This window comes from Pontibacter sp. HSC-14F20, assembly GCF_019599265.1.
Classification (GTDB): Bacteria; Bacteroidota; Bacteroidia; order Cytophagales; family Hymenobacteraceae; genus Pontibacter.
The window spans coordinates 146,432-166,751 of the sequence record NZ_JAHZTC010000006.1; the positions used below are offsets into that span (position 1 = coordinate 146,432).

General features: G+C 51.8%; 7 protein-coding genes. 4 read left to right on the forward strand and 3 right to left on the reverse strand.

What is annotated here, in order from left to right:
• The first annotated feature begins 171 nt into the window (after nucleotides 1-171).
• The 3 genes from K3G39_RS08000 to K3G39_RS08010 all read left to right on the forward strand — a co-directional run bounded on the left by K3G39_RS08000 (nucleotide 172) and on the right by K3G39_RS08010 (nucleotide 3,770).
• Nucleotides 172-1,188, forward strand: a complete 1,017-nt coding sequence (locus K3G39_RS08000) for a hypothetical protein (RefSeq protein ID WP_220625665.1) — start codon at nucleotides 172-174, stop codon at nucleotides 1,186-1,188.
• A 52-nt stretch (nucleotides 1,189-1,240) separates the two neighbouring features.
• A complete protein-coding gene (locus K3G39_RS08005) occupies nucleotides 1,241-2,236 on the forward strand; it encodes a DUF1028 domain-containing protein (protein WP_220625666.1) in 996 nt (331 codons plus the stop codon).
• A gap of 106 nt (nucleotides 2,237-2,342) precedes the next feature.
• Nucleotides 2,343-3,770: a M20/M25/M40 family metallo-hydrolase gene (locus tag K3G39_RS08010; protein WP_220625720.1), complete on the forward strand. Its 1,428-nt coding sequence runs from the start codon at nucleotides 2,343-2,345 to the stop codon at nucleotides 3,768-3,770.
• Between the two features lie 80 nt (nucleotides 3,771-3,850).
• Here K3G39_RS08010 and K3G39_RS08015 read toward each other — a convergent pair whose 3' ends face one another.
• From K3G39_RS08015 to K3G39_RS08025, 3 genes are all read right to left on the reverse strand, one after another.
• On the reverse strand, nucleotides 3,851-5,065 hold the full coding sequence (locus K3G39_RS08015; RefSeq protein WP_220625667.1) for an S-adenosylmethionine:tRNA ribosyltransferase-isomerase: 1,215 nt from the start codon (nucleotides 5,063-5,065) through the stop codon (nucleotides 3,851-3,853).
• Nucleotides 5,066-5,284: 219 nt separating this feature from the next.
• Nucleotides 5,285-5,686 (reverse strand): DUF2721 domain-containing protein, encoded by a 402-nt coding sequence (locus K3G39_RS08020; protein WP_220625668.1) that lies wholly within the window; start codon nucleotides 5,684-5,686, stop codon nucleotides 5,285-5,287.
• A 20-nt stretch (nucleotides 5,687-5,706) separates the two neighbouring features.
• A complete protein-coding gene (locus K3G39_RS08025; RefSeq protein ID WP_220625669.1) occupies nucleotides 5,707-6,243 on the reverse strand; it encodes a hypothetical protein in 537 nt (178 codons plus the stop codon).
• Nucleotides 6,244-6,859: 616 nt separating this feature from the next.
• Here K3G39_RS08025 and K3G39_RS08030 point away from each other — a divergent pair.
• The gene (locus K3G39_RS08030; protein WP_220625670.1) at nucleotides 6,860-20,305 is read left to right on the forward strand and encodes a gliding motility-associated C-terminal domain-containing protein; all 13,446 of its coding nucleotides are present in this window, start codon (nucleotides 6,860-6,862) and stop codon (nucleotides 20,303-20,305) included.
• Nucleotides 20,306-20,320: the final 15 nt, after the last annotated feature.

Here is a 20,320-nt window from a genome sequence, read left to right on the forward strand (position 1 = left end):
GAGGAGATTGAGTATATTGTGATGTAATTTAAGGATTTTAAATTTAGAAAGGATGGATAGGGGAGATTAGTTTAGCCTGAGGTATGCCACTCACGCTGAGTTCATCTATAATAGAGCCTAAATTGTTACCATACTAGAAGAGAGAAACCAATGCACAGACTAATTCTACTTTTGCTGACAGCCACCGCATTCTCTTGCACCAAAAAAATAAGTAGCCCAGATCAATTGGTGTTCCACAGGATGGCGTATGTATACAGCCTTAAACCTCCCATAGCAAAAGAGATTTGGCTAAGCTTCGATGAAAAGCAGTATGATGTTCCGCTAATTTACTATACCGATTCCTCCTCCTTTATAGCCAACCCCACTAATAAGTTCTTGAAAATTTACAACCCAACACAAGTTTTCCAGAACAGCGATTTGAAGGTATACAAAACTGCAACCCGTCTCGATAGTATTCCCTTTCATATGGCCGTGAATTTTACATTTGGCGATTCTAGCGGGTACGATAATTATGCGCCCTTTATGCATTGCAGCAGCTTGGAGGAAACAGGGAAGGTCGTGAAGGACGTGGCTACAACAGAGGTATGGGTAACGATGGTAGTGCATGAATACTTTCATGGGTTTCAGTTCCAGCACAAAAATTATCTCCAATATTTTGCGGATAGCATAGCTACATTCCAGAAACATAAACTTAAAGAATTGTACAACGATCATACCTGGTTCAAACAAGGTATAGACAGAGAAAACGACCTGTTACTAAAAGCTTTAGAGGCTGACGATCGAGAAGAAACCAGAAGGTTAATTGCAACTTTCTTTGAAGAGCGAGAAAAACGAAGAAATGAAACTTCTCAGAAACTCAATCTTGCTATTGCAGCGTATGAAAAGACGTACGAGACGCTAGAGGGTACGGCAAGGTATGTAGAACAGAAGCTCTACGAAAAGTTTTCTCATAAGCATCCCGACGCTACATTACAAAAGTCAGACTCAGCTTATCATGCTTACAACTCTTTCAAAGTCTATAAGTTGGAGAAGGATGAATGGCTATACCTGACGCCAAAGTCTGGAGTGTATTTTTATGCTACGGGCTTTAACATGACAAGGCTTTTCGATAAGCTGAATGTACGCTATAAGGACAGGCTTTTTAAAGAAAACCATCTGTCATTAGAAGATATACTTAGGACAATTTAGAGGTACCAACAGCTTCAGCTAAAACTCAATCCTTCAAAACCATGTACTTCCCATGAATAAATTATTCTCCATTCTAACCCTCCTTCTCACCGTGACACATTTTTCAGCACAGGCGCAGGTGTTTAAAAGTGAAGAACCCCTGGCCCATACCTATTCAATTGTAGCCCGCGACGCGAAGACCGGCGAGATGGCCGTTGGCGTGCAAAGCCACTGGTTTTCGGTGGGCACCGCTGTGCCCTGGGTAGAGGCTGGCGTGGGCGTGGTGGCAACGCAGTCTTTTACGAATAAGTCTTTTGGCTTGCGTGGACTTGCTTTGCTGAAAGAAGGGAAGTTGCCGCAAGAGGCGCTGGATATTTTGCTTTCCGATGACGAAGGCCGCGAAGTGCGGCAGGTATCTATACTGGATGCGCAGGGCCGCGTGGCGACCCATACAGGCAAGCAGTGCATCCGCTATGCTGGTCACATTACAGGCACAAATTTCTCGGTGCAGGCCAACATGATGCTCACCGACAAGGTATGGCCGGCCATGGCGAAGGCTTTCGAGACGAGTGCAGGAAAGCCGCTGGCCGAGCGGGTATTGCTTGCCATGCAGGCAGCTGAGCGGGAGGGAGGCGATATTCGCGGTAAGCAGTCGGCGGCGCTGGTCGTGGTGCGTGGCAAAGCTACTGGTCAGCCCTGGGACGATAAAACCATCGACTTGCGGGTGGATGACCACGAGAAACCACTGGACGAACTGGCGCGACTCCTCAAGGTATACCGCGCCTACGAGCACATGAACAACGGCGACCTGGCTGTGGAAAAAGGACAGATGGAAAAAGCCATGCAGGAATATGGCAAAGCCGAAGCTATGTTCCCGGACAACCTCGAAATGAAGTACTGGCATGCCATTGGGCTAGCCAACAACGGCGACATCAGCGGGGCCACCAAAATCCTGAGAGAGGTATACAAAAAAGATAAAAACTGGAAAGAGCTGACAGAACGCTTACCGGAAGTCGGCTTGCTCACCCTGAGCCCGCAGGATTTGCAGAAGGTGTTGCAGGTGAAGTAGGTATAGCCGGAATTATAGCGAATGTTGTTTATACTTCGAAATGATTTCCTAACTTAAAGCCACAAACAAATCTACTCTTAACTTTTCAATCATTATTCACCTGATGATGTTACTTAAACACAAACTACGCGCCTTTGTGGCGGGGGCTGCTATGCTGGCCGCTATACCTGCCATGGCGCAGCAGAACACCTACAAGTCCGATTCCACTGTTATCCGCAAGTTTTATGACGAGGCCCTCACCAGTTACGAGAGCTATGAAAACCTGCGTTATCTCACCAAAAACATCGGTGCCCGCCTGAGTGGTTCGCCGCAGGCCGCTGCCGCCGTGGAGTGGAGCCGCCAGGTGATGGAGAAGATGGGCCTCGACCGTGTATACCTGCAGGAGGTGATGGTACCGCACTGGGTACGTGGCGATAAAGAAATTGGCCGCATCCTGAGCGGACGTAATGGCAGCCAGGAGGTGAATATTCTGGCGCTGGGCAGCTCGGTGGGCACCGGCACGCAAGGCCTGAGTGCGCAGGTAATTGAGGTGCAAAACTTCGAGGAGCTCGAGAAACTGGGCAAGAAGAAAGTGAAAGGCAAGATCGTGTTCTTCAACCGTCCATTCGACAATAAGCATGTGCATACCATGGCAGCCTATAGCGGTGCTGTAGACCAGCGTGGCGGAGGTCCGGTAGCAGCCGCTAAACTCGGTGCAGTGGCTGTGCTCGTGCGCTCCATGGCCAACGACATCCAGGATGTGGCCCACACCGGCAACACACGCTACGCCGACGATGTGGAGAAAATACCAGCCGCTGCCATCAGTACTAAGGGTGCAGATGAATTAAGTGCCATGTTGAAAAACGATCCAGAGCTGAAATTCTACTTGCGCATGACCTGCGAAACCCGTCCGGATGTGCTTTCTTATAATGTGATCGGTGAGATAAAAGGCTCTGAGAAACCAGAAGAAATTGTGGTAGTCGGCGGTCACCTCGACTCCTGGGACGTAGGCGAAGGGGCCCATGACGACGGCACCGGCTGTGTGCAGTCCATCGAGGTGCTACGCCTGCTTAAAGCGCAAGGAATACGTCCCAAGCGCACCATCCGTGCCGTGATGTTCATGAACGAAGAAAACGGTCTGCGTGGCGGTCGTAAGTACGCTGAGGAAGCCAAAGCGAAAGGCGAAAAACACATAGCGGCCATCGAGTCGGATGCAGGCGGCTTTACACCACGCGGTTTTGGTTTTGATGCCCACGACGAGCAGTATGCTAGAATACTCTCCTGGAAAGATTTGCTGGCTCCCTACGGTCTACACGAACTTAACCGTGGCGGCGGCGGTGCCGACATCGGTCCCCTGAAAGGCCAGAACAATGTCGTACTAATCGGTCTGCGCCCTGACTCGCAACGCTACTTCGACTATCACCATACCGAAATCGATACCTTCGAAACCGTAAGCCGCCGCGAAATGCAGCTGGGCTCCGCAGGTATGGCCGCCCTAGTATACCTGATTTCAGAGCATGGCCTCCATGGAGGCAGCGCCAAGGCGGGCAAGTAGTCAGATCAAAGAAAAATAAAAGGCCGGTTCTACACCTACGTAGAACCGGCCTTTTATTTTTACCTGCGCTCACAGCGTTTCTACGGTAGCAAAAGCGAGCTATCGCCGTAGCTTAGGAAGCGGTAATCATTGTCCAGCGCATGGCGGTATACCTGTTTCCAGTCCTCGCCGATAAGGGCAGCGACCAGCAACAAGAGTGTACTCTCGGGCTGGTGGAAGTTGGTGACAAGTCCGTTGCATACCTGAAAGGTATAGCCTGGCGCGATGATGATCTGCGTGCTGGCATGCAGATGCTCCGTGTGGTGCCGCTCCATGTAGTCGAGCAAAGTCTGCAGCGCTTCCACAGCGGCAGGAGGCGTGCTGGTTTCGTAAGGCAGCCACTGTGTGACATGCAGTTCCTCGGGTATTAAGTCTGGCTGCTGCAATAGCAAAGTGCCCAGCCAATACAAGCTTTCCAGGCTGCGCATCGAAGTCGTGCCGACAGGTATCAGCGGCTTGCCTAAATGCCTGAGTAACTGCGCTACCACCTGCTTTGAAACCATCAACTGCTCGGCGTGCATCTGGTGGGCCTCCATGGTGTCGGCCTTTACCGGTTTAAATGTGCCAGCGCCCACGTGCAGGGTCAGGTAAGTGCTTTCTATCCCTTTAACTTGCAGTTGCTCCATTACATTGCCGGTAAAGTGCAGTCCGGCAGTAGGGGCAGCCACTGCACCTTCGTTGCGGGCATAAATGGTCTGGTAGCGGATACGGTCCTCAGGGGTAAGTCCGCGGTTGAGGTAAGGGGGCAGGGGCAAGCGGCCACAGCGTTCCAGCACTTCGGCAAAGGTCAGTTCAGCAGGCGTCCATGTGAAGCGGATCAGAAAGTGCCCTTCCTGCTGTGCATCGCGCTCGGCTGTTACCACGCCCCCTTCAAAAAATAGCTTCAGCGGGCCTTCCTTCCAACGCTTATTGTTGCCAACCAAACATTTCCACGTGCAACTGCGGGTTTGCTGCATGGCCAGTTGCACTTCGCGGTGCGGTTTTACGGGCTCCAGGCAGAAAATCTCTATCGCGCCACCGGTTGGTTTGCTAAAAATCAACCTCGCCTGCACCACTTTGGTGTTGTTAAACACCAGCAGACTGCCCGCTGGTAACAGTTCCGGCAAGTCCTTAAAGGTATGGTCGGCAATACGTTGTTGCTTGTAACAGAGCAGCTTGGAATGGTCGCGCTCAGGCAGCGGAAATTTGGCAATACGCTCATCCGGCAGCTCGTACACAAAATCCTTGATAGCCAGATTTTTCGGGTTGGTATGCATTTTGAGTTTGAAATTAAGGGTCGCGAAACGTTAGTCTCTTGATTTTATGCTCGCAACTCATGAAGGGCAAAGGTACTCAATCCGTTAAAAAATTACGCTGGTTCTGAGCAGATACCTTGTTTGTGTGCAGCGGGTATAAGAGCTGGATCAAGATCGGTATCCAGTGGTATGGCCGGCCTTAGGGAAGAGTAGATGTAGCGGGTTTTTGGAGGAAAGAGCTTACTGAACCGAAGTTTCTTCCAAATCATCCAGCTCCAGTTCCAGCGCCTTTACCGATATCTGAATCTCACGCAGCGCCAGTGCCAGCGAGATCATCAGAAGCAAGAGACTGAGGCCGAAGGTATACTTGCCTACTGTGCTATACCCTGCAAAGAGGATAAACATACAGAAAACGCAGCCAAACATACTGGCAATCCCAAAGCCTTGCATGTTGCGGATAAGGACCAAGCGAATACGCAGGTTCTCCATCTGGCTGTACACTAATCGGCTCTGTGTGGAGGCATAGCGGTTTTTCAGGCTTCGTATCAAATTGGCTAGCGCCATAAAGCGGTTGGTATAAGCCAGCAACAGCAGCGAGATAGCCGGAAACAGCAGGGCAGGGGTAGTAAGGGTTATTTCCATTGACCCGATGAGGCGCGAAATTACTGAATGCTTTTCAGGAAGTCCTCATCGAGCGGCTCGTCCTCGTCAGGTTGAGGGGCATCAAAGTCGATTTCCTGCAACGCTTCCAGCCCTTCCAGTATCAGGTCATCCAGCTCCTCTTTTGAAGCGGCATCCAGGGTCTGTTCAAACAGGGCCAGCAGGTGCTCTCGCTGCTCGTTGACAAAAATTTCGTGGTACAGATTGTCAAACAACCCGATCTTCTTTTGGATGATCTTGTCGATTTCACGCGTATTTTTGGCCTTGACTGCTTCCAGCAATAAACCAAGCACATCCTTGGCTCCTTCATTGTCGGCCAGGCGAGCATAGGCTTTAATCAGTGCGATAGCAATCCCTAGCCGCAGGCGCTCAAACCGAAAGCCCACTTCCTCTGATATTTTATCCCCTTTACCGAGGCGGGACTGCCTCAGGGCCTGTTCCAACTGCTGATATACGGCAGTAGAAGGGCTCTCAAAAACCTGGGGAGTTTCTGGTGCAAAGGCAGTCTGGAGTAATAGCTCAAAGCTCTTGGCGCTCATATCAAATCTAGCTTAAGTGAGAGATGTACAAAGGTAATGTTTTGTGGTAGGTTTTACGAAGCAGCGATATTATAATTTAAGCAAAATATGTTAACATTTAAATAAGAAAATTGCAATTTATGATTTGTACCTTTTAAATATTTAGGAATTGCTATTTAGTATTGTTTTAAAAAATTTATTTTTGCTTTATTTACAAGTTGAAAGTTCTGGCAATTTATTAAGTTGCTGAATCCGAATTGAAAAGCCCGTTTTTACTTAACAGTTATTGATAAAAATTGTACTAATTTCATGCTGGTTTATACAGTATTTGTAAAGTTTAGCCAAGTGGAAAATAGTAATATAAAATTAAGTGTCCAAAACCAGTGAACTATAACCCTGTACATCATATGAAAACACCATCGTTAACGCTAACCACTACTATATGAAGATAAACTCTACTTCCTCTTTTTCTCTTACTGGCAATTAACTGAGATGCTACAGGCTGTAGCTTCCTGTTAGACTTGTGCTTCAGCTTTCCTTACAAGCTGGTCAGAAATTCTATTTGTACTTCATTTATTATTATATGAACAAACTTCTACAGTTTATTCTAGTAGCTGTCCTATATATCTGTGGCAGCATGTCAACATTTGCCCAAGAGCGGGATATAAAGTGGGTTCAAACAGTAGGTGGAACCTCCCATGACCATGGCCGCGCTATTCAGATTGACGGAGCCGGCAATGTGTATACGCTGGGGCATTTTTCCGCGCCATCTGCCCTGTTTGGTTCTGCATCACTTACTACGACAAGCATTGGTACCTATTTAACCAAGTATAGCAGCACGGGAGCCTTTTTGTGGGCCCGGAAAATATCCGATACCAACATAACAGACGAGGGGAGCCTGAAAACAGACGCCGCCGGGAACAGCTATGTAGTCACTTCCTTTACGGGCTCCGCTACCTTAGGTAGCTCCCTGACAAGCAGCGGCTCCAGCGACGTTGTTATTGTCAAGTATAACACAAGCGGTACAGTGCAGTGGGCTACCAAAGCCGGTGGTGCTGGTGCCGACAAGGGCACAGGTATAACAGTAGATGCATCCGGTAATAGCTACATAACAGGCAGCTTCTCAGGCACTGGTAATTTTGGCATTACCAGTCTTGTGAGCTCTGGCAATACTGATGGCTTTGTGGCGATGCTCAACCCAAGCGGTGTCTTTGTTTGGGCACAGAAGCTAGGCGGTGCTGCTGCCGACGAAGGCAGGGGCATTGCTATAGACGCCAACGGCGAGGTGTATGTGGCGGGCAACTTCAACGGAAACTTCACATTTGGCATCACAACGCTTACGCACGGCGGTAATCAGGACATTTTTCTGGCAGCCTATACCAGCGGCGGTATTCCAAAATGGGCCGGAAGAGCCGGCAGTAATAACAGAGACCGTGTAAATGGTTTAGGTATTGATGCAGCGGGCAACCTGTACCTGGGAGGTCACTTTAATGGAGCCCCAACTTTCGGTACAGGCATCAGCATTCCAAATAGTGGAAGTCAGGACATCTTTCTGGCCAAATACAACAGCAGCGGCACCGCTCTATGGGCCACCAAAGCAGGAGGGGGTGGTACAGAGGAACTGCACGATCTGCATGTTGATAAGGACGGACATCTGTACCTGACGGGCAGCTACTCGGGAAACAATATTTCCATTGGCGGACCCCTTCCAAACTCAGTTGGGGCACTCGACATATTTGCAGCGCAGTATAGCAGTGATGGCAACCCGGTATGGGGCATCGGTGCGGGCAGCGCTCTGGACGACCGTGGCTTTGGCATTACCTCCGATGCGGCCCGAAATATGTACGTAACAGGCTATTTCCAGGGCAATACAACCAACTTCGGTGGCATCGTCATACCGAATAAAGGAGGAGAAGAGACGTTTATTTCCCAACTTATTCCACTTCTGAGAACAACCAGCGTGACAGCTGGTGCTTACTGCCCCGGCCAAGCGATCACCGTAAGCTATGCTACTTCCAGGTCCCTGGGCAATGGGTATAGAGCAGAACTGTCGGATGCCAGCGGCAGCTTCGCAAATCCTACCGCTATCGGTTCGATCAGTAACAACACAGGATCCATCACAGCCACTATACCTGCTGACACGCCAGCCGGTAACAGGTACAGAATCCGCGTGTTCTCAGTGGGCGCCCGCAGAGCGGGCGCTGACAACGGCACCGACATCATCATTAACGCCAGGCCAGCATTGCCTGAGCTCACGGCCAGTAGCCCGAGTGTGGGAGGCACGCTTTACCTTTCTGCTACGGAAATACCTGGCGCCACCTACTCATGGACAGGCCCTAACGGATTTACTTCCAGCCTGAGAGAGCCAACCCGCGCGAACATGCGCACCACAGATGCCGGCACTTATCGCCTGACTGTTACCACAAACGGCTGTACCAGTACAGCTACTATTGCAGTTGTGATCTCTACTGTTCCGACTTTTGATGTGGATCTTCGCGGCAACCCCAATGGGGATTGGACATCACCACCAACGAGCAGGAATGGTAGTGTGTGTGCAGATAATAACTGTATTCAGTTTAATGTGATACTGGATGCCAGGGCCGGACAGATCGTGGTGACAGTTGATGGTGGATCTGGTGGGATGGATTATACGATAAATTGCGGCCCCAAGGTGAGGGTGGGTGATGAAGTCTGTGCTCCCAATTCAGGTATCTTTACGATCACTTTCTGTAAGCCAGGTAACAATGCGAACAGCTATACGATTAAGTCTATTGCCGCCTTTGTGCCCCAATCTGATGTGTCTCTCACTTCAGGTTGCTCAGACATCCTGAGAGCGCCTGAGACTTTTAATGAAGAAAGCATTGTATGGGAAGATCTGACAGGGAACGGAGCCTATCTAAAATACCTGAGTTTCCCGAATGGTAAAAAAGAGGCGGTAGTGACAGGCGATGATAACGCCCCAGCTTATGTGGACTACCGTGCCAGGGGTACTGCTTATCAGAGCTCGTGCTCAGATAATCTTTACTATGATGATATCCGCGTCTTTTTCTACCCTAAGCCTGTCGTCACGGTTGCCCCGACACCGGCCATTATTTGTCCCGGAGGAGGTGGGGTGGTGCTGCGTGGCAACGTAACAGGCGGTAACCAGGATGCTGGTTTTACCTACCGCTGGACAAATGCCGCCGGCACACAAGTAGGAACAGGTATCAACTACACGGCTACTGCTGTCGGCACGTACAAATTTTCGGTGATTCCGAACAACGCGCAAAACTGCGAAGAGTTCTCGTCCACCATCGATGTGGTAAGTAATCTCACTGCCAACGCTGGCCCTGACCAACTGGTATGTGCGGGCAGCACGGTGCAACTGGCAGGTACGGTGACGGCCGCTACCGGAGGCCGCTGGGTAGGCGGGGCTGGAACCTTCTCGAGCAGAACCAACCTGAATGCAACTTATTCCCCAACAACTGCCGAGTTAAATGCAGGTTCGGTAACACTTACCTTAGAGTCGACCGGAAACGGGAACTGTGGTCCGGTATATGACGAAGTGGTGATTTCCTTCTATAAGATGGAAATGGAACTGACAGGGACACCTGTTATATGTAACGGTACGCTGGGTACGATCACGGCCATCGTAACAGGCGCACAAGGTCCCCTGAACTATGTTTGGAGCTCCGGCGAAACCACTGCTTCCATAGCGAACAAAGCAGCCGGCACTTATTCAGTGACGGTAACGGATGCCAAAGGGTGTTCTATCCTGAAAGACTTCACGATTACACAGGTGACAGGTCCGTCTGACTTTACGGCCACACCAACCAATACTACTTGCGGTAATGCCAATGGGCAGATCATTGTCAATAATGTGACAGGCGGAACGGCCAACTATACCTACAGCAAGGACGGAACGAACTTCCAGACGAGCAATACCTTTACAGGACTTGCAGTGGGCAACCACACCATTACGGTGCGCGATGCCAACGGCTGTACAGTTGCCAAATCCTTCACGCTGACCAATACCCCTGGACCAACTGCAGTTGCGGCCACGTCAAATCCTGCCAGTTGCCGCAACAACGACGGCTCGATCACAGCAGGTGAAGTAACGGGTGGCACAGGAACCAAAACCTACTCCATCAACGGTGCCAATTTCCAGGCAGGTACTACCTTCACGGGCCTCACCTCCGGCGACTATATCCTGACGGCAAAGGATGCCAATGGCTGTACCGTAACCACTTCGGTAACAGTGACGCAGGCTTCCATCACCAACTTTACAGCTACACCAGCTTCCTCTACCTGCGGCAATCCGAACGGTACTGTAACGATCTCCGGTGTAGTAGGAGGTGTAGGCGAATTGGAGTACAGTAAGAATGGCCAAACCTACCAGTCATCTAATGTCCTTACTGGCTTTGCCGCCGGCACACACACGGTGTGGGTAAGAGATTCGAAAGGCTGTGTGTTCAGCAAGTCAGTAACTGTAAGCAACATACCTGGACCGACGAACTTCACAGCAACGCCAACAGCCTCTACCTGCGGCAACGCCAATGGCCAGATTATTGTGAGCAATGTTGTCTCTACCGGAAACAGAACCTTTACTTACTCTATTAATGGTGGCGATTATCAGTCAACTGGCACCTTTACTGGTTTGGCCGCCAACACCTATACTATAGCGGTGCGTGATGCCAACGGCTGTACTTTCTCTAAGTCTGTGACGGTGACGAACGTGGCTGGCCCAACAGCGGTAGCGGCTACTTCCACCTCCGCCAGCTGCCGCAACAACGACGGTACCATTACAGCAGGCGCTGTAACAGGCGGCACAGGCACGCAGGAGTACTCCATCAACGGTACTACGTTCCAGGCAGGCACTACTTTTACAGGCCTGGCTTCCGGAAACTATACCTTAACGGCCCGTGATACCAATGGCTGTACTGTAACTACTTCAGTACGAGTAGAGCAGGTGATGCCAACAGACTTCACGCTCACGCCGACTGCAGGCACTTGCGGCAACCCGAATGGTAGCGTACTGGTGAGCAATATTGTGGGCGGTGTGTCACCTTATAAGTATAGCAGAAACGGCACTACGTTTCAGGATGATGCGACGCTGACTGGCTTTGCAGCGGGAACCTATACCATCACGGTGCAGGATGCGCGTGGCTGTACTTTCTCCAAGCAAATCGCCATCACCAACGTACCAGGTCCATCTGATTTTGCTTTCACAGCAGCATCCTCTACCTGCAGTGGCACAAACGGTAGCATCACGGTAGGAACTGTAACCGGTGGAACGGGCACCAAGACATATGCCATCAACGGCGGCAGCTTCCAGAACTCAAATGTCTTTTCCGGTTTGCGTGCTAATAAGTATAGCATCACGGTAAAAGACGCTAACGGCTGTACGTTCTCAAAAGAAGTAACAGTAGGCGATGTGGCAGGCCCTGGCAACTTTGCTGCCACTGTGGCTAATACTACCTGCGGTGCTGCAAATGGCCAGATCACGGTAACGGGCGTGACCGGCGGAGCGGGTACCTATACCTACAGCCGCGACGGTGTGAACTTCCAGAACTCAGCTGTTTTCTCTGGCCTGGCTATAGGCACCCATACCATCACCGTTAGAGACGAAAACAACTGCCGTTTCTCCAGAACCTTCACACTCACCAACGTGGCCGGTCCAACGGCGGTAACGGCTACTGCACAGGCTGCCAGCTGCCGCAACAACGACGGTACTATTACGGTAGGATCCGTGACAGGCGGTACCGGCACCATGACTTACTCCATCAACGGCACTACTTTCCAGGCTGGTAAGGTGTTTAGCGGACTTGCTGCAGGACCTTACACCGTAACAGCGAAGGATGCCAATGGCTGTACCGTGACCCTCTCGGTGACGGTGGGTACGGACGTGCCGACAGACTTTGCCTTCACCACTAATCCATCTACCTGCGGCAACAGCAACGGTACGATCACGGTGGGTACGGTAACAGGCGGCACTAGTCCATACCAGTATAGCAAGGACGGTCAGAACTTCAGCAATAATGCTACTCTTACTGGCTTCTCCTCTACTACCCACACGATTTGGGTGCGTGACAACAAAGGCTGTGTGGTGTCGCGCCAGGTAGCGGTTAGTAACGAAGCAGGTCCTACTGACCTGGTGGCGACTGCAACGTCATCGAGCTGCGGCAATCCGAATGGGGCACTGACGGTAACAGGTGTAACCGGTGGAAAAGAAGGTTATACCTATAGTATAGACGGCACTAACTTCCAGGCTTCGGCTACTTTCACGGCACTGGCTGCCAGAACATATAACGTAACCGTGAAAGACGCCAATGGCTGTACTTATACAGAAGCAGTGGTAGTATCGGATGTGGCGGGCCCGTCTGACTTTACGCCAGCGGTAACAGCTACCTCTTGCGGCCGCAACAACGGCAGCATCCGGGTAACGGCTGTTGTGGGCGGAACGTCAGGCTATACCTACAGCATCAATGGCGGCGTCTTCCAGACATCAAACACCTTCGGGTCGCTGGGAGCGGGTACTTACAACATCACCGTGAAGGATGCGAAGGGTTGTACTTTCGCGAAAGATGTGGTGGTAGAAGACGTAGCCGGACCAACAGATTTTGTGCTGACAGCGAATACCGCTACTTGCGGTGGAAGCAATGGCTCCATCGTAGTAGGTGCTGTAACGGGTGGTACTTCCGGCTATACCTACAGCAAGGACGGGGTGAACTTTCAGGCCTCTGCTACTTTCGGAGCTTTGGCAGAAGGCACGTACACCATCACCGTAAAAGACAAAAACGGCTGTACTGTTGCGAAACAGATAGCTGTTACCAACATTGCCGGCCCTACGGATTTCACGGCCACGCTGAAAGCAACCACCTGCGGCGCGGCGAACGGTGAAATCACAGTGACTGGCGTGACGGGCAACACCACAAGCTATACCTATAGCAAAGACGGTGTGAACTTCCAAACATCGGCTACTTTCACAGGTTTGGCAGCAGGTGCCCACAGCATTACGGTAAAAGATGCTAATGGCTGTACGTTTGCTAAGTCATTTACGCTGACCAACGTTGCCGGTCCTACAGCAGTGGCTGCTACTTCAGCTGCGGCCAGCTGCGCCAATAACGATGGTTCCATCACGGCCGGTGCAGTTACAGGTGGTACGGCTCCTTATACCTACTCAATTAACGGTACGATCTTCCAGAGCGAAACGGCTTTCACCGGCCTGGCTTCTGGTAACTATACCTTGACGGCGAAAGATGCTAACGGCTGTATTGTGACTAGAGCAGTTACGATCAACAAGAACATCCCAACCACATTTGCCACTACCTCGGTATCGTCTACCTGCGGAAGCAACAACGGTACGATTACAGTAGGAGCGGTAACAGGCGGTTTCACTCCTTATACTTATAGCAAGGACGGCACTACCTTCCAGACGGGCACTACCCTCACAGGCTTTGTAGCCGGCACGCATACTATCACGGTGAAGGATGCGAAAGGCTGTATCATCGCGCGTCAGGTAACAGTGAGCGATGTGGCCGGACCATCTAACCTGACTGCCTCTACCAACTCATCGACTTGCGGTAACCCGAACGGTCAGCTGACGGTGACGAATGTAAGCGGTGGCGTAGAGCCTTATGCTTACAGCATCAACGGTGGCACTTTCCAGACTTCGACTACATTTACTGGCCTGGCGGAAGGCACCTACAGCATCTCGGTGCGTGATGCCAGCGGCTGTACCTTTGCCAAAGATGTGGTAGTAAGTAACATTGCCGGTCCAAACTTTACGGCAACAGCCCAGGCCTCTACCTGCGGCGCCAGCAACGGACGCATCAGTGTGAGCGAGGTAAACGGCGGTACGACCCCTTATACCTACAGCATCAACGGCACGACTTTCCAGAGTGGCACAAGCTTTACAAATCTGTTGGCTGGTACTTACACGATTGCAGTGAAAGATGCCAACGGCTGTACAGCTACCCGCGAGGTGGAAGTGACCGACATCGCCGGTCCATCAGACCTGGCGCTTGCTTCGAAAGCCTCTACCTGTGGCAGCGCGAACGGCTCTGTTTCTGTGAACAATGTGGCGGGCGGCACGGCTCCTTATACTTATAGTATAGACGGCACCAACTTCCAGGCTACAGCTTCTTTCGGAACCGTGCTGGCGGGCACTTATACCATCACGGTAAAAGACGCCAACGGCTGTACGTTCAGCAAAGCGATTGTAGTAGAAGATATCGCCGGACCAACTGACCTGACTGCCACAACCAAAGCGACTACCTGTGGCACCAGCAACGGTGAGATTACAGTAACAGGTGTGACAGGCGGAACTTCAGGATACACCTATAGCAAGGACGGGGTGAACTTCCAGGCTGAAACAACCCTGACAGGTTTTGCAGCGGGCACGCACACCATCACAGTGAAAGATGCCAATGGCTGTACTTTCACCAAGTCAGTTACGGTAGCCAATATCAGCGGTCCAACGGCAGTGGCAGCTTCGACTGCGCCAGCCAGCTGTAACGACAACGACGGCTTGATCACCGCTGGAACGGTAACGGGTGGCACAGCTCCTTATACCTACAGCATCAACGGCACAAACTTCCAGAGCACAACAGCCTTTACAGGACTAGCTTCCGGAAGCTATACCTTGACAGCGAAAGACGCCAATGGCTGTATCGTGACACGCAGAGTGACGGTAGGCGAGAACGTGCCAACTAACGTTGCTCACACGACAGTGCCATCTACCTGCGGTCGCAGTGACGGTAGCATCACAGTGGGCACGGTTACGGGTGGTACGGGTACCTATACCTATAGCATCAACAACGGCAGCTTCCAATCAGGCACCACTTTCACCGGACTGGCAGCAGGTGCTCACCGTATTACAGTACGCGACGCGAAAGGCTGTACATTCACCAAGTCGGTTACGCTGGAGAACGTGGCAGGTCCACAGTTCACAGCCTCGACCAAAGCCACTACCTGCGGTGCCAGCAACGGCAACATTTTGGTGGGAGCAGTAACTGGCGGCGTGGCTCCTTATACCTACAGCATCAATGGTACGACTTTCCAGAGCACGACTACTTTTGCCAATGTAATTGCAGGGGAGTACGCGGTTTCAGTGAAAGACGCCAATGGCTGTATCGGTACGGTAACAGTAGAAGTACAGGACATCGCCGGACCATCTGACTTCACACTGGCTGGCGCTTCTTCTACTTGCGGTAACAGCAACGCGAGCATCAGCGTCAGCAATGTGGTAGGCGGCACGGCTCCTTATACCTATAGCAAGAATGGTACTAACTTCCAGACTTCAGCCAACTTTGGTTCGCTGGCAGCAGGAGAGTACACCATCACCGTGAAAGACGCCAACGGTTGCTTGGTTGCCAAGACCATCGAAGTAACTGACATCCCTGGACCAAGCGAACTGACACTGGCCAGCACGGCCTCTACCTGCGGCAGTGCCAACGGTGTGGTAATCGTGAATGGCGTGACCGGTGGAACAGCTCCTTATACCTACTCGATCAACGGTACCACTTATCAGGCCGGAACTCGCTTTGAGTCGGTGTTGGCAGGGAAGTATACCGTGACGGTAAAAGATGCCAATGGCTGTACCTTGAGCAGAGAAATCACCGTGAATGATATTGCTGGTCCTTCTGATCTGGTAGCCACTGCCAAAGCTTCTACCTGCGGCGCGGCAAACGGCGAACTGACCATCACAGGCACAACGGGCGGAACGGCTCCTTACCAGTACAGCAAAGACGGTGTGAACTTCCAGTCTGAACTGACGCTCACCGGATTTGGAGCGGGTTCGCACACCATCACCGTGCGCGACGCTAACGGCTGTACTTTCGAGAAAGCTTTTAACGTAATTAACACTGGCGGACCAACAGCAGTGGCGGCAACGTCAGGAGCGGCAAGCTGCGCCGATAACGATGGCTCGATCACAGCCGGCACAGTTATTGGTGGCACAGCTCCTTATACCTATAGCATCAACGGTACGACTTTCCAAAGCACAACAGCCTTTACAGGACTGGCTTCTGGAGAGTATACCTTAACGGTGAAAGATGCCAACGGATGTACAGTAACCAGAACAGTTACTGTAACCAAAAACATCCCAACGACTTTTGCCTCCACCACCACTGCCACTACCTGCGGTAGCAACAACGGCACGATCACAGTGGGTGAAGTAACTGGTGGGTTCGCTCCTTATACCTATAGCAAGGATGGCACAACTTTCCAGACTTCGGCTACGCTGACTGGTTTTGTGGCCGGAACGCATACCATCACGGTGAAGGATGCCAAAGGCTGTACCTACGCTGCACAGGTACAGGTAAGCGACATAGCGGGTCCATCTGGACTGGCTATCGCACCAAAAGCAAGTACCTGCGGTGATGCAAACGCTTCATTCGCCATCAATGGCGTGACCGGCGGCACGGCTCCTTATACCTACAGCATCGACGGCACGAACTTCCAGAGCGCAACTACTTTTGCCTCGCTGGCTGCCGGCGCCTACCAGGTGACGGTGAAGGATGCCAACGGCTGTACCTATACGCAGGCGGTAACGCTGGAGAACATCCCGGGTCCGTCTGACTTTGTAGCTTCTGCCCAGTCTTCGAGCTGCGGACGTGCGAACGGAACTGTAACAGTGGGTGACGTAACAGAAGGCACAGCGCCTTATACCTACAGCAAAGACGGCGTGAACTTCCAGGAATCGGCTACCCTGACCGGACTACTGGCAGGCGAGCGCACGATTACGGTGAAAGATGCCAATGGCTGTACAATTGCTAAAGTCTTGACAATAGAAGATGTGCCTGGTCCAAGCGATATGATCCTGGCTAGCACAGCCTCTACCTGCGGCAGCGCTAACGGCACGATCAACGTGACAGGTGTAACTGGTGTGGCAGGTGGTTATACCTACAGCATCGACGGTACTAACTTCCAGCAAGGCACTGCTTTCGAAGGTGTGCTGGCCGGCAAACATACCGTGACCGTGAAGGATGCCAACGGCTGTACCTTCAGTAAAGAGATCGTGGTAGACAACATTGCTGGTCCTACTGACCTGACTGTTTCTGCTAAGGCATCTACTTGCGGCGCAGCAAACGGCGAACTGACAGTGACGAACGTTTCAGGTGGAACGGGAGCTTATTCTTACTCCATCGATGGTACGACCTTCCAGACAGGAGCTACCTTCACAGGTCTTCTTGCCGGAAGCCATACCATCACGGTAAAAGACGCCAACGGATGTACATTTGCCAAAACCTTCACGGTGTCTGACATAGCAGGACCTTCTGCATTAGCGGCGAGTGCACAAGCTGCAACCTGCGCTGACAACGACGGCCGCATCTCAGCGGGCACGGTGACAGGTGGTACGGCTCCTTATACCTACAGCCTGAATGGCGGTGCTTTCCAGTCCGGAACAGCCTTCACGGCATTGGCTTCAGGCGAGTATACCCTGACGGTGCGCGACGCCAAAGGCTGCGAAACGACAACTACGGTAAAAGTCGAGAAAGACGGTCCGGGTAGCTTTGTTGCCTCAACCAATAGCTCAACCTGCGGCAGTGACAATGGCAGCATCCGAATTACCTCAATAGACGGTGGTGTGGCTCCTTATACCTACAGCTTGAACGGTGGCGCTTTCCAAAGCGCAGCCAGTTTCTCAGGTCTGATGGCAGGAGCTTACACCATCACAGTAAAAGACGCCAACAACTGTAAACACACTGAGACGATCACGATCAGCGATGTGGCTGGTCCTTCTGACCTGACTGCTTCAGCCCAGAACACCACTTGCGGCAATAGCAACGGACAGATCAGTGTCAGCAACGTGGCAGGCGGAACTGCCCCTTATACCTACAGCATCAACAGTTCCAACTTCCAGACATCAGCCAGCTTCACAGCTTTGGCTGCTGGCGAGTACCTGGTAACGGTGAAAGATGCGAATGGCTGTACTTTCGCGAAAGCGGTTGCTGTAACAAACACTGATGGTCCGGAAGGATTTGCCACCACAACCAAAGCATCCACTTGCGGTGCCAGCAACGGCAGCGTGACGATTGGTGCAGTAACCGGAGGGCGCGCTCCTTATACCTACAGCAAAGATGGATCTGACTTCCAGAATTCGGCTGAGCTGACAGGTATGGCGGCAGGCAACCACACGGTTTACATCAAAGACGCCAACGGCTGTACTTTCAGCAAAGCGGTGGTGATCGAGAACATTGCTGGTCCGACTGAGTTTGCGCTGAGGGCCTCTACAGCAACCTGCGGCGAAGCCAACGGTAGCATCACGGCAAGCGGCGTGAAGGGCGGAACAGCTCCTTATACCTACAGCTTGAACGGCGGAGCTTTCCAAAGCGAAGTGGCATTTGTTTCGGTAGCAGCTGGTGAGCACACCATCACAGTTAAAGACGCCAATGGCTGCACAATCGAGAAGAAAGTAGTGGTAAGCAACGTAGCTGGTCCTTCCGATCTGACTGCAAACACAACCGCTACTTCCTGCGACGCCAATGACGGAGCGATCAATGTAAGCCAGGTAACTGGCGGTGTAGCGCCTTATACCTACTCCATCAACGGCACGACTTTCCAGGCTTCAGCAGCTTTTGCATCGCTGGCTCCGGGTGAGTACGAGGTGAGGGTGAAGGATGCCAATGGCTGCAGTGCAGTAACAACTGTGACAGTTGGCCAGAAAGGTCCGAAAGAAGCGACGCTAACAGCAAACAAAGCAGCCTGCGGCGAAACGAACGGTTCGATCACAGTAACGGAAGTAGACGGTGGCACGGCCCCTTATACCTACAGCCTGAACGGTGGTAGCTTCCAGACTTCAGCCACTTTCGCTAACCTGGCGGCAGGTGCTTATACCATCACCATCAAAGACGCCGAAGGCTGTGCCATCACGGTAGAGCAAACGGTAACGTCTAGTGGCGGTGTAGAAAGCTTCACGGCGACTGGAACCGATGCCAGCTGCGGGGAACGCAACGGCCGCATTGCCATCAGCGAGATTGTGGGTGGAGCAGCGCCTTATACCTACAGCATCGACAAAATCAACTTTGTGTCTGAGCCAAACTTTACTGGCTTGGCCGAAGGTGAGTACCAAGTAACGGTGAAAGACGCCAGCGGCTGCATCCTGATCGAGACGGTAACATTGCAAAACAGCCCGATGCTGACCGATGCGAAATTCACGGTTTCTGCTGCCACTTGTGGCGAAAAAGCCGGTGAGGTTGTCGTGACGGAAGTAACCGGTGGCACAGCTCCTTATACCTACTCACTCGACGGTACTAACTTCTCTGCTTCAGCCACACTGGCGAACGTAGCAGCCGGAAGCTATACCCTGATCGTGAAAGATGCCAAAGGTTGTACCTTCTCAGTTCCGGTAACAGTAGTTAGTCTCTCCAGCAAAATAGCGCAGGTTAGCCATATCAGCTGCTTCGGCGACAAGAACGGTACGATCCTGATCGAGGCAACCGGAGGCGATGCGAGCACTGAATACAGCATCGACAACGGCAAGACCTTCCAGAAAACACCGGAGTTCACGGGACTGGCCAAAGGTACTTACCAGGTGGTAACACGCTTCTCTTCTACCTGCACCATTACGCTGGGTGCTGTGGAGATTACAGAACCGGCTGCCCTGCAGGTAGAGATGACTGTGAATGATGGTATGCCGGGTAAACCTAACTCAGGCAGCGCCAAAGTGAGCACGATCAGCGGCGGTACGGCACCATACGTCTACTCATTAAACGGAGCAGAGTTTGTAAACGAGTCGGAGTTCCTGAACCTGCGCGGTGGTAAGCACTTCCTGAAAGTACGCGATGCCAACGGCTGTATCACAGAAGTCGAGTTTGATGTAACAAGCCTCGGCGAACTGGATATCCCGAACGGTTTCACACCGAACGGCGACGGCATCAACGACACCTGGGTGATCCGCAATCTGCCGGAAACTTACCCTAACTGCCGCGTAACGGTTTACAACCGCTGGGGTAGCCCGGTTTTCGAATCGAAAGGATATGGCAAAGAGTGGGACGGTTCGAACAAGGGCAAACGACTGCCAGATGGTACCTACTACGCCATCATCGAGTTCGGTGACGATACGCCGGCTGTCAAGACATCAGTGACCATCATGCGTTAAGTTTCGCCATTTTAG

What these genes read in the sequence shown, in the direction of transcription:
- K3G39_RS08005 (WP_220625666.1), top strand. Translation starts at nt 1,241, where the DNA reads ATGAATAAATTATTCTCCATTCTAACCCTCCTTCTCACCGTGACACAT.
- K3G39_RS08015 (WP_220625667.1), bottom strand. Translation starts at nt 5,065, where the DNA reads ATGCATACCAACCCGAAAAATCTGGCTATCAAGGATTTTGTGTACGAG.
- K3G39_RS08030 (WP_220625670.1), top strand. Translation starts at nt 6,860, where the DNA reads ATGTCAACATTTGCCCAAGAGCGGGATATAAAGTGGGTTCAAACAGTA.
- K3G39_RS08010 (WP_220625720.1), top strand. Translation starts at nt 2,343, where the DNA reads ATGTTACTTAAACACAAACTACGCGCCTTTGTGGCGGGGGCTGCTATG.
- K3G39_RS08020 (WP_220625668.1), bottom strand. Translation starts at nt 5,686, where the DNA reads ATGGAAATAACCCTTACTACCCCTGCCCTGCTGTTTCCGGCTATCTCG.
- K3G39_RS08025 (WP_220625669.1), bottom strand. Translation starts at nt 6,243, where the DNA reads ATGAGCGCCAAGAGCTTTGAGCTATTACTCCAGACTGCCTTTGCACCA.